Source organism: Pararhodobacter sp. CCB-MM2 (assembly GCF_001691415.1).
Classification (GTDB): domain Bacteria; phylum Pseudomonadota; class Alphaproteobacteria; order Rhodobacterales; family Rhodobacteraceae; genus Pararhodobacter.
The window spans coordinates 133,968-155,580 of sequence record NZ_LRRR01000003.1; the positions used below are offsets into that span (position 1 = coordinate 133,968).

Genomic DNA, 21,613 nt, shown 5'->3' on the forward strand with positions numbered 1-21,613 from the left:
CTAACTCTCCTGGGTGTGGCGCGTTCCAAGACTGTGTTTCAGAAGATCGCGGGCAAAATGTGGCGGGGTATGCGGTTGCTTCCGCTGCAAAATGACGCGGAGGCCATAAAGCCCCAGCCCCGCCAGATGCGCCCCGGTGGCGGCCAGCGCATAAAGCCGGCCGTGGTTCTTCTCGAAATAATGGCGGCGCGACTGGAACCAGTAGTCCGGCACCCGGCGCCAGGCCTTCATCCCCGTGCTGACCGAGCCGATATGTACGACCCGGCTTTCGGTCACGTAATCGGCGGCATAGCCCGCGCGCGCGCCGCGCAGGAACAGGTCGGTTTCCTCGAAATACAGAAAGAAGGTCTCATCAAACAGGCCGATGCGATCCAGCATCTCCTGCCGCATCAGCACGGCAGCGCCCGCCAGCCAGTCGACCCGCGCGGTGCGGGACGGCAGCGGCGGCGCGACGATGGCGTGCTTCAGCAGCTTCGAGACCGGGCCGGTCTTGGCCGAGCCCTCGAATTCGCTGGCAATCGAGGGGAAACGGAAGGCGGTGACATGGGGGATGTCGTCCTCGCCGCGGATGGCGCTGCCGGCGAAACCGACCTCGGGATGGCGGTTGAGGTGATTAACCAGCGCCCGGATTGCCTCGGGCTCCGGAAAGGCGTCCGAGTTCAGGATGAAGACGTAATCGGGCTTCGTCCCGTCCGGCAGCCCGGCGCGGATGCCGACATTGTTGCCCGCACCGAAGCCGCCATTGTGGCCGGACTGGATCACCCGCACGCGGGGCCAATCGGCGGCGGCCTCGGCCATGGCCTCGAAGCTGCCGTCCTGGCTGTCATTGTCGACAATGGTGATCGCGCCGGGGATTCCCTCCATCGCCGTGATTGCCGATTGTGCGGCGCGCAGGGTCATCTCGGCGGTGCGCCAGTTGAGGATGACGGTGAGGACGGTTTTCATGCCTCCACCTCCGCGATGAGGGTTTTCAGCTTGGCGGCCATCACGCGCACATTGGGCTCCAGCACCATGGAATCGTGGTCGCCCGGCACTTCATGGACCGAGAGTTTGGGCATGAAGCGCGACCAGTCGTTGTCGTCGTAGACATATTCCTTCGCGCGGCTGACCCAACGGCCGCCAGTCACCTTCCAATGCTTGTCCAGGGGCGGGCGGAACAGCGCGACCGGCGCGTCATAGGCCTCCAGCGCGACGAAGGGCAAAGCATCGCGGAAGGCGGATTCGATGGCGCGGTTGTGGAAACCGCTACCCGCTTCGGCCTCGGCCTCCTCGGCCATGCGCGCGACTTCGTCCTTCCAGCGCTTCCGGTCGGCCAACCATTCACCGAGATAGGCCGGACCCTTGCGCTTGAATTCCAAGAGCTTGATCGCGGCCTTGTCGGCGCGGCTGAGCCACGGGCGTTCCGGCAGCGGCGTGTCGAGCAGCGTCAGCAGCTGCACCTCCTCGCCCGCCGCGCGCAGCTGTTTCGCCATCTCCAATGCAGTCAGACCGCCGCCCGAGAAACCGCCCAGCAGATAGGGGCCGGTCGGCTGCACCTGACGGACCTCGGCCAGATAATCCCGCGCGGCCTCGTCCAGCCGGCGATGCGGCTCGGCCCCGCCGAGGAGCCCGCGCGCCTGCAAGCCATAGAACGGGCGGTCCTTGCCCAGCAGCTGCGCAAGATGGCGCAGGTTCAAGACGTTGCCGAACATCCCGGCGACGAGGAAGAACGGCGTCTTCGGCCCGCCCTCTCCCTCATGCATCGGCACGAGGAATTCGTAGCGCTTCACGGGTGCGGCGACGGCGGGCGCATCGCCCGTCTCGCTGATCCCGGCAATCTCGGCGACGCGGGCGGCGATCTTTTCGACGGTGGGAGCCTCGAACAGGACCGAGATCGGGAAATCGACGGCCCAGGTCTTCTTTACCCGCGCAAACAGGCGCACGGCGATCAGCGAATGGCCTCCGAGGTCGAAGAAGCTGTCCTCGACGCCGACGCCTTGCACGCCCAGCAATTCCTCCCACATCGCCACCAGCATCCGCTCTACGTCATTGCGCGGCGCGACATAGTCGCTGTCGAGATTGGGACGCTCGAATTTCTGGCCCTCGGTGGCCTCGGTCTCCAAGGGCTGTGCGGCCTCGGCGATCAATTCCGGCAGCGTTAGAGACGAAATCACCACCTGAGCCCGGTCCGTCGCCAGTGCGCGCAGGAAGCCCTCGGCCCCCTCGGCGGCGGTCAGACCCTGCGCGAGGTTGCGCGCGAGACGCGCCTCGCCGGGGTTCAATGCACGGGTTTCGGCATTATCCTCGAACTCGACTTCCGAGGGCAGCAGGGGCGCGGGGGCGCCGAAGCCTGTGTGGAGCCGCTTGATGGTGAAGCGACGGATCTCGGCGCAGACCTTCCCATCCGGCGTGGCGAGGGTGATGTCGAAACTGGCGAAACCGGGCTCCGCCGGCGCGATGCGGACATGGCTGACGATGGCGGCCGGGAGGGCAAAATAGACCCCAACACTGCCATAATTGACCGGAATCCACAACGCGCGGCCCTGATAACCGGGGATCAGCTCCATCGCCCAGCCGGTCGCGAGATCCATCAGTGCGGGGTGCAGGACATAGCCCTGATCCAGATCGGCATGGAACGCCTGCGGCAGCGACAGCCGCGCGATCCCCTCGCCCGAGCCATAGGCCACGCGGTTCAACACGCGCCAGCGGGGGCCGAAGTTGAGATGGGTCTCCTGCCCGGTGGCGATGCCACTCGTATCCTCGCGCACGCCGGTTTGACAGCGCGCTTCGATCCCGGCCACGTCCAGCGCGGCGGGCGTGGGCAGCGCGCCCATGTTCACCTGCGCCTGCGCATTCAGCGCCATGCCTTTGCGACCGCGCAGCGTCACCTCGGATCGCAGAGCGAAATCATACCCCGCGTCGTTGCGGGTCAGCGTGACCTGAACGCGGCGCGGCGCGTCGATCTCCAGCGCGCGGAAGAAAGTCAGATCGGCGATCTCGAAAGGCTCGACCTCGCCCTGACCGTGCAGGGATTGCGCGGCGATCTCCAACATGCCGGTGCCGGGCACCAAAGCGCGACCGTCCTTGGTGCGGTGCTCATCGAGCAACCACATGTCGGTCGAATATTCGGCCCGGAAGCGGCGGTTCATCGCGCCGTCAAAGCCGGCTGTGTCCAGCAGGGGTTGCGCGGCGGGGGTTTCCGGCATTGCGGGGCCGCTGCCGAGGCGCGTCGCCATGGCGTCGGCGGCCATGCCGACTTCGGCCCAGATGCCCCAGTCGATGGCGGTCACCTTGGTCTTGCCCGACCGCGCCTTGGCCCAGGCGTTGAGGTATTCGTTGGCGGCGACGTAATCGACCTGCCCCGCCGGCGCGGTCAGCGTCGAGGTCGAGGAGAAGACGACGATCCGCTCCACCGCGCCATCCGGCAGCAGCGCGTCCAGTACGCGGGTGCCGTGGACCTTTGGGGCGAAGACGCTTTCCACGCTGCCGACAGATTTCGCGGCCAGAGGTGCGTCGTCGATGGCGCCGGCGGCGTGGATCACGCCGTGGATCTTGCCGAACCGGGCCTTGGCCGCCTCCAGCGCCGCGCGCATTTCGTCGATGTTGCAGACATCGGCGGGGACGACCATGACCTCGGCGCCGAGTGATTCCAGTCTCTCCACCTGCAGAATCCGGCGCAAAGCGGGGTGGCCGGTCTCCTTGGCGCGGGGCCAGTCGGCGCGCGGCGGCAGCTCGGTCCGGGCGATCAGCACGATCTTCGCGCCCGAGCGTTGGATCAGCGCCTCGGCCACGGATTGACCGATCCCGCCGAAGCCGCCGGTGATGACCCAGGCCGCGCCCTGCGGCAGATCGGGCTGGGCGGTCAGCGGCTGCGGACGGAGTTTCTGCTCATAGCGTTTGCCGTTCCGCAGGGCGGCCGCGGTGTTCGCCGGCACCGCGAGGAGTTCTTCCAGCAGCGGCAGGGTCAGATCGCCCGCGCCTTTCTTGCGGCTGCGCGGCTCCAGATCCAGCGTCGAGACCGTGATGCCCGCCATCTCATGCGGCATGACGCGGGCGGGACCGGCGATCAGGGCCTTTTCCGGCCAGCGCAGGGCCTCGTCGCGGACCTGTGCCGCGCCCGCCGTCACCACGGTCATGTGGATCGGGCCAGCCAGCCCTTCCGAGGCGATGGCCTGACCGAGGAACAGCAGCGAATAGAAGCCCTGCTCAACATGCGCCTGAAACGCGCTGGAGCCGGGGCGGAAATGCTCCTCGCCCGAGGCGAGCCAGAAATGCGCGATCCGCGTGGGCACCGTGCCGCGATGCACGAGGTCCTGAATGAGCTGATCATACCCCTCGCGGCCCCGTTCGGTGGGCAGGGTATAGGCGCTGTCCCCGCGACGGCGGAAAGTGTCACCCGAGGCGACCTCGATCACCTTCTGCCCGGCGGCCTTCAGGTTGGCCACGACCGGGGCGGCGATGCCGTCCTGATCCGCGAAGATGAGCCAGGTCTCGGGGCTCGCCTGATCGAGTTCGGTCTCGACGTCGAAATCCAGCTCGGCCGAACGGGCGACGAAGGCGAGGCGGGTGCCCATGTCGGCGACGTCCTCGATCCTTGCGGGCAGCGCGGGTTGCGTCTCCGCCACGGGCTTGGCGGGGGCGATGAAATATTCGCGGCGGTCGAAGGCATAGGTCGGCAGCGGCAGCTTCACCCGGCGCGCTTCGCCCCAGATCTGCGACCAGTCGAATGTGCCGCCTAGCGCCCAGATCCGGCCCAGAAGACCCATGTGGTAGACGTCGTCGGCGATGTCTTCCTCAGGATGGCGCAGGACCGCGAGGACCTGCTGGCCGGGGACCGCGCCATGCATCCGGGTGAGGGACGAGAGGGCCTTGCCCGGGCCCACCTCGATCCAGATGCGATTGGGCTTTTCGGCAAGGTTAGAGACGCATTCGGCGAACATCACCGTGCCGCGCAGGTGCTGGGTCCAATAGTCGGGGCTGGTGGCCTCGGCATCCGTCAGCGGCTGGCCCGAGCGGTTCGAGATGATCGGCAGTCGGGGCGCCTGCAGCGGGATCGAGGCGAGATAGGCGCGGAACTGGGCGAGGATCGGCTCCAACATCCGGCTATGCGCGGCGATGTCGATGGCGATGCGCTGGGTCTCGATCCCCTGCGCCGAAAGCTGTTGCGCCAGATCAAGCAGCCCGGCATCCGGGCCGCTGACGACGGTGAGCTCCGGCGCGTTGACCGAGGCGATGTCGAGATCGCCCAGATGCGGGGTCAGCGCCTCCAGCGACATCGGCACCGACAGCATCCCGCCGGCGGGGACCGTGTCGAACAGCCGGCCGCGCAGATGGACGAGGCCGATGCAATCCTCGAAGGACATGACGCCGGCCAGACAGGCGGCGGTGTTCTCGCCCATGGAATGACCGACCAAGGCGGACGGCTGCACGCCCCAGGCCATCAGCATCTGCGCCAGCGCGTATTCGGTGATCATGATCAGCGGCAGCTGGATCGAGGGCTTCTTCAGCGCCTCATCCGCGGCGGCTTCAGCACCGGGTTCGGGCAGCCAGAGCGCGCGGAGGTCGTAATCCAAGCGGGGCTCGAGGATCGCGAGACCCTTGTCCATCCATTCGGCGAAGACAGGCTCGGTCTCATAGAGGTCGCGGGCCATGCCGGCATATTGCGCGCCGCCGCCGGGGAACAGGAACACCACGTCCGGATTGTCGAGCGCGGTATGAGTGAAGACGCGGCGCGGGTTGTCGCTTTCCAGCAGCGCGGCGGCTTCCTCGGCGGTTTCGGCCACGACGACGCGGCGCTTGTCGAAGGCGCGGCGACCCTCGGTCAGGGTCCAGCTGATATCGGCCAGATCCAGATCCGGGTTCGCGCGCAGATGGGCGGCGAGGGTCTTCGATTGGCCATCAAGCGCGGCTTTCGACCGGGCCGAGAGCGGGAACAGCTGGAACGGCCAGTCGCTTTCCTCGGACGCCGCGCGCTGGGGGGCTTCCTGCAGGATCGCGTGGGCATTGGTCCCGCCGACGCCGAGCGAGTTGATCCCGGCGCGGCGCGGATGGCCGCGGTTTTCCCACGGGGTCAGGGCGGCGTTGACGGCGAAGGGCGAGGTCTCGAAATCAATCGTCGGGTTCGGGGCCTCGAACCCCAGCGACGGCGGCATTTCCCGGTTGTGCAGGGACAAAGCCACCTTGATCAGCGAGGCGACCCCGGCGGCGGTATCGAGATGGCCGATGTTCGTCTTCACCGAGCCGATGCGGCAGAACTGGTTGGCGTCGGTCGTCTCGCGGAAGGCCTGGGTCATCGCGGCGACCTCGATCGGGTCGCCCAGATAGGTGCCGGTGCCGTGGCATTCGATGTAATCGACGGTCTCGGCCGGCACGTCGGCCAAGGCCTGCGCCTCGGCCACGCACCGCGCCTGCCCCTCGACCGAGGGGGCGAGATAGCCCGCCTTCTGCGCGCCGTCGTTGTTGATGGCCGAGCCCTTGAGCACCGCCCAGATATGATCGCCATCCGCGATGGCATCCGTCAGCCGCTTCAGCACCACGCAACCGGCGCCGGAGCCGAACACCGTCCCCTGCGCGCGATGGTCGAAGGCGTGGCATTCGCCGTCCGGGCTGAGGATCTCGTTTTCCTTGTAGAGATAGCCGTGGTGCTGCGGCAGCTCGATGGTCACGCCCCCGGCCAGCGCCATGTCGCATTCGCCCGACAAAAGCGCCTGCGCGGCGTAATGCACGGCGACCAGCGAGGTGGAGCAGGCGGTCTGCACGTTCACCGAAGGGCCGCGCAGGTCGAAGATATGGCTCACGCGGGTCGAGAGGAAATCCTTGTCGTTGCCGGTATGGCGCAGAAGGAAATGGCCGACATCGCGCACCAGATCCCGGTTCGAGCAGATATTGACCCAGTAATAGCTGCCCTGCCCGCAGCCGGCATAGACACCGATATTGCCTTTGACCTTCTCCGGCACGGCGCCAGCGTTCTCCATCGCTTCCCACGCCACCTCCAGAAACTGGCGGTGCTGCGGGTCGAGGATCGCGGCCTCCTTGGGCGAAAAGCCGAAGAACTCGGCATCGAACTCGGCGAATTTCTCCAGGGGCGCGGCGAAGGGGACGTAATTCGGCAGGCGCATCACGGCGGGATCTTCGCCCGCGGCCAGAAGCTCGTCCTCGGACAGGCGCCGGATCGCGCGCAGGCCACCGCGCAGCATCTCCCAATAGGCCGAAATGGAGGGCGCACCCGGCAGATGGGCGGCCATGCCGACGATGGCGATGTCGGTTTCAGAGATCTCGGACGACATGGGATTCCTACGAATTAACGAACTTTGCTTGAGACAATCGGCTCAGTTTGAGGCGAGAGTGGCGCGGTTGTCGGGCTGAAAGGGGGCGCGTCATAGCAGGGTCCGGCGTCTTGCGGGAACCGGAGCACCCCGGCGGCGATCCCGCGCATGCTCCAGATCCGTGCCCAGCATCACGCCGGCATGGCTTTGCTGGAAGGCGGCGCGCTGGGCGGCATCGGTGGCGCGTTTCATCTCCTCGGCATAGCCCAGAAGCGCCCCGGCAATCAGCCAGGTGAAGGGGATCAGCGTAGCGTTGGGCAGCATGTCGACCATGTTGATCGCCAGGATCAACACCAGAACGCTGACCTCGATCGGGATGGCGGCGGCATGGCGGCGACGGGCCTGATACGCCAGCGCGTAGATCGGCAAGGCCATCAGGCCGAACAGGGCGATATAGCCCAGCCAGCCGAACTGCCCGATGGTGATGATCCATTGGCCGTCAACAATGGTCTGCGTCTGCCCGGTGGCGGCGTCATAGACCATGAAGCGCCCCCAGCCGCCCCAGCCGAACAGGGGTTTGTCGGCGACATGGGCGAGGATGCTGTCCTCGTTGCCGAAGCGGAAGCCAAGGGATTGGGCGCGGTCGGGGCTCATCTCCTCGACCTGGGCAAGCAGCCAGTCGGTCGGCACCCAGCCGGCGCCGCGCAAGAGAGGATAGGCGATAACCAGCGTGACCAGAACCGTCGCGGCCAGAACGTGCAGTCGGGGCTTGAACAGCAGAACGAAGGGCACGAAGGCCAGCGCGTACATCAGCGGGCCCATCGACTTGCAGATGATCACCAGCCCGAAGCCGAAGCCGACATAGAGCATCCGCTTGCCCCATTGGTCAGGCGTGCCGATCCGCGTGCGAGCGGCGGCGGCAAGGGTGACCATGACGGCGAAGAAGGCGACCCACAGGCCATGGGGCATGAAGACGAAGGGCCGGAAGCCGCCTTGCCGGATGGCCTGAATGAAGTCGTGCTGGAAGAAGCCGTAGATTCTTGTGTGAAGCTGCGGCGAGAAGCGGACCTCATACAGCATTGGCAGGGCATAGATGCCGCCGGCGATGACCAGCGCCAGAAGGATCTCGCGCATGCCGTCGCGGGTGCCGAGGGCCTCGCGGGCCAGAAAGAACGGCAACATGAAGAACACCTGCTGCACCAGTGCCGAGGCGCTGTCGTAGATGCGCAGGCCCGGCAGGCCCCAGAGGGTCAGGTCGTTGGGGTCGACCAAGGTCATCGAGCCGAAGCGGTCGACGCCGAACTGGATGGGCTCGAGGTTGGTGACCACGGTGATCACCGGGCTGAGGATGAACATCACCACCAGCCCCCGCCCGACCCAGGCGCGCGGCAGGACGCTGGGCAACCGGCCCCAGGTCGACATGCAGATCGCGAAGGCGGTGAGGTTGGGGATGCTCTCTTTGTTCAGGGGCGGGATCAGCGGGAAGTTGATGGCGCTGAGCTGCGGCAGGAACATATAGGCGCCAAGGATCGACCAGATCAGCGCCCGGGCCAGCGGCATCGAGCGGAACATCATGATGCTGATCAACGGCCAGCTCAGCAAAGCCAGCAGCGCGAAAATATTGCCTATATTGATCATGCCGCGCTCGCGTCGGATTGCGGCCTTGCCCGTGTCATCATTGCCCGCTCAAACTGCTCCGAACCTTCACCCTCTGGCGGGGCTTTCGCGGCGGATCGGTGGAATACAGGGTTTTCAGTATAGCCACCGGCGCCGGCGCTGTCTGCACCGCCCGGAAAAACCTGAAGGCCAATTGCGACCAGACTATGGGGGATTCATGGAGTTTTCCTTTCCGCCGCACCAGATCGCGGTGAATATGCCGAACGCAGCCAGCCTGCTGGGCGAGGTGAAGACGCGGTTTCGCGACGGTCGAGGCTTTGCCTTGGCGACGATCAACCTGGACCATCTGGTGAAGCTGGCGCGCGATCCGGCGTTCCGGGCGACCTATGCGGCGCAGGATCTGGTCTGTGCCGACGGCAACCCAATCGTCTGGCTGTCGAAACTGGCGCGCCGTCCGGTGTCGCTGGTGCCCGGCTCGGATATGGTGCTGCCCTTGGCCAGCCTTGCCGCGCGCGAGGGGATCTCGGTCGCGCTGATGGGCTCGACGGATCAGGCGTTGGCCGAAGCGGCCGCTGCGCTTCAGGCTCAGGTGCCGGGGTTGGAAATCGCGTGTCGGATCGCCCCGCCGATGGGTTTTGATGCCACCGGCCTCGCCGCGCAGGAGATCCTGCAGCAGATCGAGGCCTCGGGCGCGCGGCTGTGCTTCATCGCGCTGGGCGCCCCGAAGCAGGAGCAATTCGCGGCGCTGGGCCGTCAGGTCACGCCGGCGGTGGGGTTCGCCTCCATCGGGGCAGGGCTGGATTTCCTTGCCGGGCGTCAACAGCGGGCCCCGGAATGGGTGCGCAAGATCGCCATGGAATGGCTGTGGCGCATGCTGTCGAACCCCAAACGGCTGGCGAAACGCTATCTGGATTGCGCGCTGATCCTGCCCGGTCAGGCGGTGCAGGCATGGCGTCAGAGGGCCGTTATCGGTCGGGATTGAGATTGCAACGGCACCCTTGCAAGGGCATGGTGCCGCCAAGCAATTTTCAATTCCGGAGGATTCCATGAAGACCCGTGCCGCCGTCGCCTTTGAGGCGAAAAAACCGCTCGAGATCGTGGAACTGGACCTCGAAGGTCCGAAGGCTGGCGAAGTGCTGGTCGAGATCATCGCCACCGGCATCTGCCATACCGACGCCTACACGCTCGACGGCTTCGACAGCGAGGGCATCTTCCCGTCGATCCTCGGCCATGAAGGCGCGGGCATCGTGCGCGAGGTCGGCGCCGGCGTGACTTCGGTGAAGCCGGGCGACCATGTGATCCCGCTCTACACCCCGGAATGCCGCCAGTGCAAAAGCTGCCTCTCGGGCAAGACCAACCTCTGCACCGCGATCCGCGCCACGCAGGGCAAGGGCCTGATGCCCGATGGCACCACGCGCTTCAGCTACAAGGGCGCGCCGGTCTACCATTACATGGGCTGCTCGACCTTCTCGAACTTCACCGTCCTGCCGGAAATCGCCTTGGCGAAAATCCGCGAGGACGCCCCCTTCGACAAGGCCTGCTACATCGGCTGTGGCGTGACCACGGGCGTCGGCGCGGTGATCAACTCGGCCAAGGTGACACCGGGCTCGAACGTCGTGGTCTTCGGCCTTGGCGGGATCGGCCTGAACGTGCTGCAAGCCGCGCGCATGGTCGGTGCGGACAAGATCATCGGCGTCGACATCAATGACGACAAGGCCCAGTGGGGCCGGATGTTCGGCATGACCGACTTCGTGAACCCGACGAAGATCGACGGCGATATCGTTGCCAAGCTGGTCGAGCTGACCGACGGCGGCGCGGATTACACCTTCGACTGCACCGGCAACACCAACGTGATGCGTCAGGCGCTGGAAGCCTGCCACCGCGGCTGGGGCGTCTCGACCGTGATCGGCGTGGCCGAGGCCGGTAAGGAAATCTCGACCCGTCCGTTCCAGCTGGTCACCGGCCGTGTCTGGCAGGGCTCGGCCTTCGGTGGCGCGCGTGGGCGGACGGACGTGCCGAAGATCGTCGACTGGTACATGAACGGCAAGATCGAGATCGACCCGATGATCACCCACGTCCTGACGCTGGACGAGATCAACAAGGGCTTCGACCTGATGCACGAAGGCAAGTCGATCCGCTCGGTCGTGGTGTTCTGATGGAGCGGATCAACCGCTGGCGCAGCCACGGCGGATGGCAGGAAGTCTGGCGCCATGACAGCGCCGAGACGGGAACGCCGATGGAGTTCTCGATCTTCCTGCCCGATGGCGACGGGCCGAAGCCCGTCGTCTGGTACCTGTCGGGCCTGACCTGCACCTGGGCCAATGTGACGGAAAAGGGCGAGTTCCGCGCGGCCTGCGCGAAGCACGGCCTGATCTTTGTCGCGCCCGATACCTCGCCGCGCGGCGAGGGTGTGCCGGATGACCCCGAGGGGGCCTATGATTTCGGCCTCGGTGCCGGGTTCTACGTCGATGCCACGCGCGCGCCCTATACCGCGAACTACCGCATGCGCTCCTATGTCGAGACGGAACTGCCGACGCTTCTGCGCCAGCATTTCCCGATGGACATGGACCGGCAGGCGATCATGGGCCACTCGATGGGTGGCCATGGTGCGCTGACCATCGGGCTGCGCAATGCGGATCGGTTCAAGTCGGTCTCGGCCTTCGCGCCGATCGTTGCGCCGACGGATTGTCCCTGGGGCCAGAAGGCGCTGGGCCAGTACCTCGGCCCAGATCAGGACGCTTGGGCCGAGTACGACGCCTGCCGCCTGATCGAGGGCGGGGCGAAGGTCGCGGCGATGAAGGTGGACCAAGGCGGGGCCGATGGCTTCCTTGAGAACCAGTTGATGCCGGGCAAGCTGGAAGCGGCTTGCAAGGCGGCGGGTCAGCCCTTGGATCTGGCGGTGCACGAGGGTTACGACCACTCGTATTACTTCATCTCCAGCTTCATGACCGAGCATCTGGACTGGCACGCCAAGCATCTGGCCTGAGCCTAAGCGCTTGGAAAAAGGGGGGCCGTCGGGCCCCCTTTGCATTTGGTGGTGCGAATGGAGCCCATGGCCCTGAGCGCAATGTCCGCTCCGAGCCCAGAGCCCTTGATCCTGCTACAGTTACAAAATTCCGCTATCAGGAATTGGCAGCATTCTCGACGGGACATCATGTCAAATCAGCCCTACCAATCATATTTCATCTGCACATCGCCGCGCAGCGGCAGCACCATGCTTTGCGAACTGCTCGCGGGGGCCAAAGTTGCCGGGAAGCCCGACTCTCATTTTCACGAACCGTCGATTGATGCCTGGCTGGATTATTACGATCTTGAAGCGGCTGATTTTGCGACGAGACGCGATATGTTGAATGGCATTTTCCGAGCAGCAAAGATGCTTGGGAAGGGCCAATCCGACATCTGTGGAGTAAGGCTTCAGCGCGGCAGCTTCGCCTTTTTCATGGAACAGCTAAAATTTCTGTATTCCGATTGCGCTTCGGACGTAGAGCGCATCGAAGCTGCTTTCGGTCCGACGCTTTTCATTTTTCTGTCGCGAAAAGACAAGCTGGATCAAGCGATCTCGTACATTCGTGCGGAACAAACCGGTTTATGGCATCGCAGAGCTGATGGAAGTGATCTCGAAAGACTAGAGCCTCAGCGGGACGACGGCTACGATCCCGACGCAATAAGATCACAGGTAGCGGAATTTACCGCTTTCGATGCATCCTGGCGGTCTTGGTTCGAGGAACAATCGGTGTCGCCTCTGGAAGTCTCGTACGAAGATCTTTCAAGTGCGCCACAAAAACAGTTGGCGCGGATACTCGATACACTCGGTGTGGATGGCTCAATCGCGCACGACATACCAACGCCGACCGCCAAACTCGCTGACGGCATCAATCGACTGTGGCGCGATCGTTTTGAGTTGGACTCAAAATAATCTGATCGCCAAGACGACCTCCCGCATAGCGTCATGCCCGCAAGGAGCGCGACCAAGAGTTGCACCACGACATGCAAAAGGGGGCCGCTGGGGCCCCCTTCGTCATTTTGTAGCAGCTCTTAGTCGGCGGAGGCTTCCGGTGCCGCGCCATTGGCCGGGCGGGTCGGTGCGGGCGCGTCGTCCATCACACCAGCGAGGCCGTTGTCGAAGTTGAGGCCGATCTCCTCGCCCAGCTTCTTCATCGCCGGCAATTGCATCGCCGCACCCAGCATGGCGTCGAAGGCTTGGTTGACCGGCGCCTTGCCCGAACCGTCGCCCGAACCGCCCGCGCCCTGCGACAGGCCCGAGATCTGGTTGATGCGGATGGATTCGATCTTCTCGGCCGGCTTCACCATTTGCGCGATGATCTGCGGCATGGCTTCCAGACGGGCGAGCGCGACGCGCATGGCGATGATCTCCTCGGAGAGCGTGTTCTCCGAATTGGCCAGCGCCTGACGACCCTCGGCCTCGGCCAAAAGGTCGGCCTTCTTCGCCTCGGCCTTGATCGAGATCGCATCGGCTTCGGCCTGCGCTTCCTCGCGACGGGCCGCAGCACGGTCGACGGCGGCGTTGCGCTCGGCCTCGGCGGCGATGCGCAGACGGGTCGCCTCGCGCTCGGCCTCGCGGCGAGCGTCGATCACGGCGATCTCCTTCTCACGGTCGGCCTGTGCCAGCGCGCGGGCGGTCTCGATCGCTTCCTGTGCTTTGATCGCCTCGGCGCGGGCAGTGTCGGCACTGGCGCGCGCGCGGCTCTCGGCCTCGGATTTCTCGTTGATGACGATCTGGCGTTCCTGATTGGCGACCTCGATCTCACGCTCCTTGGTGATCTCGGCCTCTTCGATGGCACGGGCGCGGGCGATCTCGGCGGCGCGGATCTGCTGCTCACGGTTGATGCGCGCGCGCTCCTTCTCGGACTCGGCGGCTTCGCGGGACCGGGCGATCTCGGCCTCCTGCGAGGCTTTCAGAAGCTCGATCTCCTGCGTGCGGGCGATGCGGGCTTCTTCCTCGTCGCGGGCGATCTGCAGCTTCAGCTTCTCGGCCTCCATCGCGGCGCGGCGCACGGCAACTTCGGCATCCGCGTCGATCTGTGCGCGGTCCTTCTTCGACAGCGCGATCACCTCGGCCAGTTTGCGCATCCCGACCGCGTTGAAGGCGTTGTTCTCGTCGAGCGCCTCGAAGGGCGTCTGGTCCAGCGCGGTGAGCGAGACGCTTTCCAACTCAAGGCCGTTCTTCAGCAGGTCGTTTGACACCGCATTCTGCACTTCCTGCACGAAGGAGGTGCGGTTCTCATGCAGCTCGTCCATCGTCATCCGCGCGGCCACGGCGCGCAGACCATCGATGAGCTTGCCCTCGATCATCTCGCGCAGTTGGTTCACGTCGAAGGTCCGGGCGCCCAAGGTCTGCGCGGCGCGGCTGATGCCATCTTCGGTGGCCTGCACCGAGACGTAGAACTCGACGCCGACATCGACGCGCATGCGGTCCTTGGTGATCAGCGCGCCGTCCGAGATGCGCTTCACCTCCAGCCGCAGGGTCTTCATGTTCACCGGGCTGATCTCGTGCAGCAGCGGGATCACGATGGCGCCGCCATCCATGATGACGCGCTTGCCGCCGGCACCGGTCTTCACGAGGCTCACTTCGCGCGTGGCCCGTCGGTAAAGCCGTCCGAGGATCGTGCCGACCAGCACAATGAAAACGAGGATGGCGGCGATGAGGATGCCGAAACTGATGAGGGTCATGGGAAAAATCCTGTGTTGAAACGGCGGTTGAAAATCAGGCGGTCGGAAGAATGCGCAGGGCCCATTCGCCCGGCGCTTTGCGGACCCGGACGGTCAGGACCGGCGTCCCCTCGACGATGACATCGCTGTCGGCAAAGGGCTCGCAGCGCGGGAAATGCAGATTGCCGTGACGGTCGCGCAGCCGTACCTCGGCCGGGCTGCCCCGTTGGGCGATGCCTTGGCTGACCACGCCGCGCAACCCGCCCATGAACTGCGCCGAGGTGGCGGTCGTCTCGATCGAGGGGAGCAGCCGCGCGAACAGGCCGGTGAAATGCCGGGTCACGGCCAGCCCGATCAGCGCCGCGCCAAGGCTGGCAAAGGCCACGGACAAGGGCGCGCCCAGCAACGTGTCCGCCAGACTTTGGATGCCCAGACCGCTGAGGCCGAAACCGGTCAGCAGCGTCGCCAGCCAGATCATGAACGGCGCCCGGCCAAGGCCCAGCAGACCGGCGATCCCGCCCCGCGTCGCGCCGGAGGTGCCGCTGGCGCTGTCGGTGATGCCCTGCAAGGTCTCGCTGGTGTCGATCAGCTCGGCGACATCGGGCATGGCATCGGCATCAAGGTCGAAATCCGCGACCAACGCGTCGAACTCGGGGTCGAGGTCCAGATCGGCGTCGCTATCGCCGATCAAAGATCCGCCCAGCATCAGGGCGGCGATCTCCAGCACCAGAAACGCCAGCAAGAGCGCCAGCGCCACGGTGAACGGAACATAGGGTACAGAAAGAAGGAGCACGGGAATATCTCGGTATGAATGTAAGAAAGCTGGGCGCGTCGGCGCGTGATTGCAAGCCTCAACACCGCGAGTTGACGCGTGGCCCGTTCGTATTCGCCCATCCGCATTCCAGCATGGAAACGACGGCGCGCCCTTGCCGGCCCCCTGCCCCGCGCCACCTTTGCGCCGGACGGGGTGCGGTCATGCTTGGCCGCCGGGGGCCTTCCCTGCTAGGCTGGGCCCAGATTCGACAGGAGATTTCATGCGTCTTTTTCGCGCGGCGGCGCTTTCCGCCCTCACCCTGCTTCCGGTCGCGGCCTCGGCCCAGTCCTGCGGCGGCAACTGGTCCAGCTTCATCAACGGCCTGCGTAACGAGGCGGTGCAGAGCGGCATCCCGCAGAACGTCGCCGACCAGTTCTTCAGCGGTGTCCGCCAAAGCCAGACCGTTCTCAGCCGGGACCGCGGTCAGGGCTTCTTCCAGCGACCGTTCATTGATTTCTCGCGCGCGCTGATCAGCCAGAACCGTCTGGATCGCGCCCGCCAATTGCTGCAACGCCAGCCGCAGCTGTTCCAGCGCCTGCAACGAGAGTTCGGGATCAACCCCGGCGTGATGCTGGCCTTCCTCGCCTTTGAGACCGACTTCGGTCAGGTGCAGGGCGACATCAACACCGCCGACGCGCTGGCGACGCTGGCGCATGATTGCCGCCGCCCCGAGCTGTTCCGCCCGCAGATCATTGCCATGGCCGAGCTTTACCGCCGTGGCGATCTGGACCCGCGTACCACGCAAGGCGCCTGGGCCGGTGAGATCGGCATGGTGCAGATGCTGCCGCGTGACATCCTCGCTTTGGGCGTTGATGCCGACGGCAACGGCCATGTCGACGTGCGGGGCTCCTTGCCCGATGCGGTGCTGACCGGCGCGGCCCTGCTGCGTCACCACGGCTGGCGCCCGAACGAGCCGTGGCTGGTCGAGGTGCAGATCCCGTCGAACCTAGACCTGCGTCAGACCGGCCTGCGCACGCAGATGAGCGTGTCGGATTGGGCGCGCCTCGGTGTTCAGGCGCGGGGCACCTCGCTGCCGTCCGGCGGGTTGCGTGCCTCGGTGATCCTGCCGCAGGGCGCCGGCGGCCCGGCCTTCATGATCTTCGACAATTTCCGCGTGCTGTTCGAATGGAACCAGTCGTTCACCTATGTGGTGACGGCCGCCTATTTCGCCACCCGGATCGAGGGCGCGCCGGTCTATGACGCCGGCAACCCCTCCAGCGGTCTGGATCGCGACGGCATGATGGCGCTGCAACGGCGGCTTCAGGCGCGTGGCTTCGACGTGGGCGAGGTGGACGGCATCCTCGGTGCCGGTACCCGCGCGGCGGTTCAGGACGTGCAGGCCCAGCTGGGCATGCCCGCCGACGGCTGGCCGACGCCCGAGCTGCTGCGCCGGCTCTGACCGCTTGACCATGCGTAAATGACCTTGGCGCCGCGCTTTCTCCTTGCCGGAAAGCGCGGCGTCTCTCTATGGTTTCAAAGGAATTTACTTTGATCCTTCCAAGGGAGTGTTTCGATGGGACGCCGTGACGACCTGATTGCCAAATATGCCGATGACCTGCGCAACAAATGCGGCATGGAGCCCGATATGGACCTGCTGACCAAGGTCACCATCGGCTGCGGCCCGTCGATCTATGACGCCGATGCCTCGACCGTTGCCTCCAGCCAGGAAGGCGAGATCGAGACGGTTAAGCAGAAATACCTCGTGAAGAAGCTGGGCCTGTCGGATGGTCCCGCGCTCGATGAGGCGATTGCCGCGGTGATCGAGACCTACGGAAAATCCGAGCGCAACAAGTACCGCGCGGTTGTCTACTACATGCTGTGCAAGCATTTCGGCAAAGAGGCGGTCTACGCCTGACGCCTGCCAGTCCGGGGCATTTGAAATAATTGTCCCGGACTAAGCTTTTGCCTGCGCTGCACGAATCTGGCAGGGTGTCTTTATGGGCCAGGATGGCCCGGGACATATTCCAGGTTTCACGTGTGGTGCGAAGGGCACGTGGGAAGATGGGGAGTTCCGGGTGATCGGAACTCCCCATCGCTATTTCAGACATCGGTAATGCTAGGGGCGCAGTCTGCGCCCGCGGTTGTCATGCGTTCCGGCTGAGGATGTCGCTGCGAGTTCCGAAGCGGCTGATCGGTCTTGATCGGGTTGGGCGCTCAGTCGGCGAAACCGAAGGCATCGTAATCCCGGCCATAGGCTTTCCGGCAGAGCATCCGCGTCTCGTCATCGACCAGCGCGTCGGACCCTTCCGTCTCGCCCTGCCAAATCGGCGGCACGTCGTGACCCAGCTTCTGGGCCAGTCGCGGCAGATCCTCGGCCAGATCCTCTTCGCGCAGCAGAAGGTCTGGGGTCAGCACCTTCGCATAGCCCTCCAACAGGGCCGATTGCGTGGCCCAGACGGGCCAGGGCTGCAGCCCGGTCTGCCCGGTGATCGAGGCATGGCAGAATTTCAGGAAAGCCTTGAAGACCTCGCGCTGCGCATCGGCACTGCCGAGATCTGCTGACCAATCAACGCCGTAAAGCCGTGTCATGTGTTCCCGCACGGGCTCCAATTCGCCCGAGAGGACCCGGCGGGAGAACACCGATTGCGCGCGGATCAAAGGGTGGCGCAGCACCGCGAAACTGCGCAGGCCCGCACGCCCGCGCCGCCATTGATGCAAGCGCCCCTCGTCGAAATCCTTGGCCAAGGCCTCGGGCCCCACGCCATCCAGCGCCGCCATCCAATCGATGACCGAGGCCTCGGGCGCCCCGCGCAGCGGCAGGAACAACAGCGGCGTCTTTGCCCCACCCTTTGCCGCATCCAGCATCGGCCCACGCCGGACCTCGAAATTCGGGGTGCGGGTCAGGTCGAACCGGTCGATCCGCGTCATGGCCTGCGCCACGGCCTCGGGGTTCGAGAGCTTCTCTTCCAGCGGTTCCGGGTTCTGTTTCTTCAGCGCCCTTGGCAACCGGTCCAGCCTTGCGGGCAGCCCCAGCCAACGTGCCAGCCCGTTCAGCACATCGAGATCATTCGCGTCGTCATAGCCGATATGGAAGGCGGTCTGCCCGGTCGTCTGCAACACGCGCTGGATCTCCAGCTGCATCCCCTGCAGCCGCGCGAGATGCGCTTCGAACTCGCCCGCGTCGAAGGCGACCTTCTCCTTCCGGCGGTTCTTCACATCGCCCAGCTTCCACTGGTTCGTCGCCGCCGCGATCTTGCGTGAGACATAGCTGTCCAAGGGATTGCGCGTCAGCACCACCTTGGCGCAGGCCGTGTCCTTCAGCACATGGTCCCAGATCCGCCGGTCGTGGTCATGGAACAGCCGGAAGCCCGTCATCCGCGCCCCGCCCGCGCGCACGGCCATCATCAAGGACCAGGGATCGGCCTCGCGCTGGGCGAAGGTGACGCCCCTGTAGCTTTCGGTGCCGGGGGTGTTCAGGAAGCCCGTGTTGAACAGCTCACCATGGCATTCCACCCCCTCAAACGCATTGAGGTTCGATTCCAACAGGTTCGAGCCGGTGCGCATCTCGGCGAGGATCACGAAATAATCGAAGGCCATCACTTCATCCGGTGCGAGGGGTCGGGGGCCTCGGGCGTGGTCGGGAACTCGCCCATCAGCACGGGTTGCATGCCCTGATTGCGCAGCTCCTGCAGGAACGAGCCGAAGCCGGAAAGATCCACCAGTTCAGGGGTTTGCAATAGCCGTGACTGGCTTTGCGGGGCGATCTCGTCGAACAGCGCATGCAGCGCCTCGGCGGGGTTTTCGAGGAACTCGGCCATGGTCCAGATGCGGATGCGCGCGCGGACATGCGGCGAGTGCAGGATGTCGATCATGTCGGATTCGATGCGCTGCAGCCGCGCGGCCTCGGCCCGGATCTGCGCCACATCGCGACCGGAGCGGTACAACGGCACCGCCCAAGCCCCGGTGATGACCGAGATCTGCGCATTGGAATCGGCCGACATGAACCACAGCAATTCATAGGCCTTGCCCTGCGTGTCGGCGGGCCCGAATTGGAAGCACTGCCGCTCGCCGCGCGTGGCCCAGAGCAGGTTCGTCAGGAAGGCGCGCGGGTTGTAGTCGCGCAGGCTGGCGCTGTCGGAAAGCCCGCCCGCGAAGAACTTCTCGCGCCCCGCGAATTCGGCTTTCTTGCGCGCGAACAGGTGCCCGTGCACCCGGCACGAGGCGACGGCACCGAGCCAGCCCTCGAAATCGCGGAACACCTCGGTGAAACCTTGGAAGACGGAATAGGGCTCGGCGGTCTTGCCGTTCTCACGGTTCAGGCCGGGGAAACGGCTGGCCATATACAGCCCGGCGCGCCCCCGGATGCGCTGCTCTGTGGCGCGGGCGAAATGGCGGTCGATGCGTGAGGGTTGGGGCTCGGCTGCACTGGGCGCACCGTCGCGCGGGGCGAGGAAATGCGCATACAGCCGGTCCGAGCCACGCCAGATCTTGCGCGCCATGAAGCAATCCGAGCGGCGCAGCAGCTGCAAATGGTCGTCGTAGAAGACATGGGGTTTGCCCTGATGGTCGAATTTGCCCAGCGTCGGCGAGCGGCTCTCGATCTTGCGGGCATGGAGCCGCACGAGGGTCTGGAAATAGCTCTCGTCCGGGATCCAGACGCGGCGGAAATAGCGGTCGAACTGAGCGCGGCGCGGGTCTTGAAGGATCCGCTCCAGCGTTTCGCGCGTCAGGCACCACCATTGGCTACCGATATGCGGGACCACCCCGTCAGGGATCGAGCGTTTCACGTGAAGCAACCGCTGCGCATCAACCAGCCGGTCGAAGAGCCATTTGTTGCGCTTGAAGCCGACCGGAAAATGCAGCGTGAAGCGCTCCTCGGAGAGCCCGCCCTTGGTCCAGTTTACATCGCCCACGTTGACGGATTCGATGAAATCGGTGTCGGGATGGCGGTCGAGCCAGGCCTCCAGTTCCGCCACCGGACGCAATGGCAGGCAGGCACCCGACAGCGCATAGACCCGCTCGACGCCCGGAAACTCGCGCAGCAACAGTTCCGAAGCCGATTGCATCGCCGCAACCAGCGACCACGTGCCCCAATCGCAGCGATGGCGGGTGCAGAAACGCACATCGGGCAGGTCCTTCAGCGCCGAAACCAAAGCCTCGCGCGCCTGCGGCAGGGTCCGGGCGTCGACATGGATCACCACCGGGCTGCCAGCCTCGGCCAGATAGCGCGCGACCTGCGCGGCCCGGTCCAAGGCCGTGTGCACCAGCATGATGAAGCCCAGCCGCGCGCTCATGCCCAATTCCCTTTGGACATCAGGCCCATGATCTCCAGCTGACGCCAGTTGATGAAGCGCTCGGACCATTTGGTCCACAGATCCGTCGTGTCATCGAGGCCGCGCGCATAGGCGGCATATTCGCGCCCCTCGCGGTAATGCTCGCCGCGCGCCAATTCCTCCTGCGCCTTGTCACCGAGGGTCGCGAGGAACTTCGCATGCAGCAGACAGCCCGAAGCTTTCTCGCCGCCGATCGTGTCATAGGTCAGGTTCAGCCCGCGCGGCAAAAGCATATGGGTCGAGCTGACATAGGCGTAGCCGCGCTGCCATTTCACCAGCGGGATCTTGTTCAGCGCGGGCGCAGCCTTGGGCTGATCGGCGAAGAAGGCGCGGGCACGGGGGCCGCCTTGGATCCACAGATTGCGGAAGCGCTGGTTGCGGGAAATTGCGTAATTGGCGCTATCGAACCAGCTGGCGATCTCCAGCGGGTTCTGCCCTTCGACGCAGGGTCGCTGATTGACCGGCCCGCGCGGATAGACATCCAGCAGGATCGTCCCGAAGCTGCGCACACCCGCATCGTCCAGCCAATCGGTCAACGCACGCAGGGGGCGCGTGTCGCAGAAGGGGTAGAGGAAGAACTCGTCCACATCGACCGTCAGCGCCCAATTGTCCTGCGCGTATCGGCGCAGCAGGGCATTCATCCAGTCCATGCCGAAGCGTGAGGCCTTGTAGCTGGCCTCGGTCCGGAAGACCGAGGTGTCGGGCTGCTCGGCGAGATATTCGGCCGAACCATCCTCCGAGCCATTGTCGACAAAGATGAAATGCTCGACGCCCAAGTCGCGGTAATATTTCAGGAAATAGGCAAGCCGGGGCTTCTCGTTCCGAAGCGTACAGAACAGCAGGATCGAGCGGTTGCCGATCTGGTCCGTCCGGTCGGCCAAGGGCGTCAGCTCACGCCCCTTCCGGCGCGCGCGGATCAACCAGCGCCGCCGCATCAACCGCAGCCGATAAGAGGTCAAAAGGCTCACACTGTCACTCGCTGCTCTGCACAGGTT

The 21,613-nt window shown here is 65.2% G+C and carries 14 protein-coding genes; 6 read left to right on the forward strand and 8 right to left on the reverse strand.

Going from position 1 to position 21,613, the window contains the following annotated elements:
- The 3 genes from BCY78_RS05510 to BCY78_RS05520 form a co-directional block, all read right to left on the reverse strand.
- Entirely contained in the window at positions 1-945 is a 945-nt protein-coding gene (locus BCY78_RS05510; protein WP_068298976.1) for a glycosyltransferase family 2 protein, read from the reverse strand.
- Positions 942-7,265, reverse strand: coding sequence for a type I polyketide synthase (locus tag BCY78_RS05515; RefSeq protein ID WP_068298981.1), 6,324 nt, complete (start codon positions 7,263-7,265; stop codon positions 942-944). The genes BCY78_RS05510 and BCY78_RS05515 overlap by 4 nt, the downstream gene beginning before the upstream one ends.
- A 90-nt stretch (positions 7,266-7,355) precedes the next feature.
- Positions 7,356-8,882 (reverse strand): hypothetical protein, encoded by a 1,527-nt coding sequence (locus BCY78_RS05520; RefSeq protein WP_068298983.1) that lies wholly within the window; start codon positions 8,880-8,882, stop codon positions 7,356-7,358.
- 196 nt (positions 8,883-9,078) lie between these two features.
- Here BCY78_RS05520 and BCY78_RS05525 point away from each other — a divergent pair, with 196 nt between their 5' ends.
- The 4 genes from BCY78_RS05525 to BCY78_RS05540 all read left to right on the forward strand — a co-directional run bounded on the left by BCY78_RS05525 (position 9,079) and on the right by BCY78_RS05540 (position 12,777).
- Positions 9,079-9,843 carry a WecB/TagA/CpsF family glycosyltransferase gene (locus BCY78_RS05525; protein WP_068298985.1) on the forward strand — a complete coding sequence of 255 codons (765 nt, stop codon included), beginning with the start codon at positions 9,079-9,081 and terminating at the stop codon, positions 9,841-9,843.
- 64 nt (positions 9,844-9,907) lie between these two features.
- The gene (locus tag BCY78_RS05530; RefSeq protein ID WP_068298986.1) at positions 9,908-11,017 is read left to right on the forward strand and encodes an S-(hydroxymethyl)glutathione dehydrogenase/class III alcohol dehydrogenase; all 1,110 of its coding nucleotides are present in this window, start codon (positions 9,908-9,910) and stop codon (positions 11,015-11,017) included.
- Entirely contained in the window at positions 11,017-11,847 is an 831-nt protein-coding gene (gene fghA, locus BCY78_RS05535; protein WP_068298989.1) for an S-formylglutathione hydrolase, read from the forward strand. The genes BCY78_RS05530 and fghA overlap by 1 nt, the downstream gene beginning before the upstream one ends.
- A gap of 168 nt (positions 11,848-12,015) precedes the next feature.
- Positions 12,016-12,777 carry a Stf0 family sulfotransferase gene (locus BCY78_RS05540; protein WP_068299356.1) on the forward strand — a complete coding sequence of 254 codons (762 nt, stop codon included), beginning with the start codon at positions 12,016-12,018 and terminating at the stop codon, positions 12,775-12,777.
- A gap of 119 nt (positions 12,778-12,896) precedes the next feature.
- Here the strand turns inward: BCY78_RS05540 and BCY78_RS05545 are convergent, their stop codons facing one another.
- Positions 12,897-14,552: a flotillin family protein gene (locus BCY78_RS05545; protein WP_068298991.1), complete on the reverse strand. Its 1,656-nt coding sequence runs from the start codon at positions 14,550-14,552 to the stop codon at positions 12,897-12,899.
- A 34-nt stretch (positions 14,553-14,586) separates the two neighbouring features.
- Positions 14,587-15,324: an OB-fold-containig protein gene (locus BCY78_RS05550; protein WP_233499355.1), complete on the reverse strand. Its 738-nt coding sequence runs from the start codon at positions 15,322-15,324 to the stop codon at positions 14,587-14,589.
- A gap of 241 nt (positions 15,325-15,565) precedes the next feature.
- On the opposite strand from BCY78_RS05550, the gene BCY78_RS05555 reads away from it, so the two are divergent.
- A complete protein-coding gene (locus BCY78_RS05555; RefSeq protein WP_068298998.1) occupies positions 15,566-16,744 on the forward strand; it encodes a lytic murein transglycosylase in 1,179 nt (392 codons plus the stop codon).
- Between the two features lie 114 nt (positions 16,745-16,858).
- A complete protein-coding gene (locus BCY78_RS05560) occupies positions 16,859-17,200 on the forward strand; it encodes a DUF2853 family protein (protein ID WP_068299002.1) in 342 nt (113 codons plus the stop codon).
- Positions 17,201-17,499: 299 nt separating this feature from the next.
- Here the strand turns inward: BCY78_RS05560 and BCY78_RS05565 are convergent, their stop codons facing one another.
- Genes BCY78_RS05565 through BCY78_RS05575 form a run of 3 tightly spaced genes read right to left on the reverse strand, consistent with a single transcriptional unit; the run spans position 17,500 to position 21,586 of the window.
- On the reverse strand, positions 17,500-18,882 hold the full coding sequence (locus BCY78_RS05565) for a hypothetical protein (protein ID WP_068299003.1): 1,383 nt from the start codon (positions 18,880-18,882) through the stop codon (positions 17,500-17,502).
- Positions 18,882-20,579, reverse strand: a complete 1,698-nt coding sequence (locus BCY78_RS05570; protein WP_068299004.1) for a beta-1,6-N-acetylglucosaminyltransferase — start codon at positions 20,577-20,579, stop codon at positions 18,882-18,884. The genes BCY78_RS05565 and BCY78_RS05570 overlap by 1 nt, the downstream gene beginning before the upstream one ends.
- A complete protein-coding gene (locus BCY78_RS05575) occupies positions 20,576-21,586 on the reverse strand; it encodes a glycosyltransferase family 2 protein (RefSeq protein WP_233499356.1) in 1,011 nt (336 codons plus the stop codon). Before BCY78_RS05575 ends, BCY78_RS05570 begins: the two co-directional genes overlap by 4 nt.
- Positions 21,587-21,613 lie beyond the last annotated feature (27 nt).

Excerpts from the sequence above, each read along its gene's own strand:
- BCY78_RS05510 (WP_068298976.1), bottom strand. The coding sequence starts at position 945 with ATGAAAACCGTCCTCACCGTCATCCTCAACTGGCGCACCGCCGAGATG.
- BCY78_RS05515 (WP_068298981.1), bottom strand. The coding sequence starts at position 7,265 with ATGTCGTCCGAGATCTCTGAAACCGACATCGCCATCGTCGGCATGGCC.
- BCY78_RS05520 (WP_068298983.1), bottom strand. The coding sequence starts at position 8,882 with ATGATCAATATAGGCAATATTTTCGCGCTGCTGGCTTTGCTGAGCTGG.
- BCY78_RS05525 (WP_068298985.1), top strand. The coding sequence starts at position 9,079 with ATGGAGTTTTCCTTTCCGCCGCACCAGATCGCGGTGAATATGCCGAAC.
- BCY78_RS05530 (WP_068298986.1), top strand. The coding sequence starts at position 9,908 with ATGAAGACCCGTGCCGCCGTCGCCTTTGAGGCGAAAAAACCGCTCGAG.
- fghA (WP_068298989.1), top strand. The coding sequence starts at position 11,017 with ATGGAGCGGATCAACCGCTGGCGCAGCCACGGCGGATGGCAGGAAGTC.
- BCY78_RS05540 (WP_068299356.1), top strand. The coding sequence starts at position 12,016 with ATGTCAAATCAGCCCTACCAATCATATTTCATCTGCACATCGCCGCGC.
- BCY78_RS05545 (WP_068298991.1), bottom strand. The coding sequence starts at position 14,552 with ATGACCCTCATCAGTTTCGGCATCCTCATCGCCGCCATCCTCGTTTTC.
- BCY78_RS05555 (WP_068298998.1), top strand. The coding sequence starts at position 15,566 with ATGCGTCTTTTTCGCGCGGCGGCGCTTTCCGCCCTCACCCTGCTTCCG.
- BCY78_RS05560 (WP_068299002.1), top strand. The coding sequence starts at position 16,859 with ATGGGACGCCGTGACGACCTGATTGCCAAATATGCCGATGACCTGCGC.
- BCY78_RS05565 (WP_068299003.1), bottom strand. The coding sequence starts at position 18,882 with ATGGCCTTCGATTATTTCGTGATCCTCGCCGAGATGCGCACCGGCTCG.
- BCY78_RS05570 (WP_068299004.1), bottom strand. The coding sequence starts at position 20,579 with ATGAGCGCGCGGCTGGGCTTCATCATGCTGGTGCACACGGCCTTGGAC.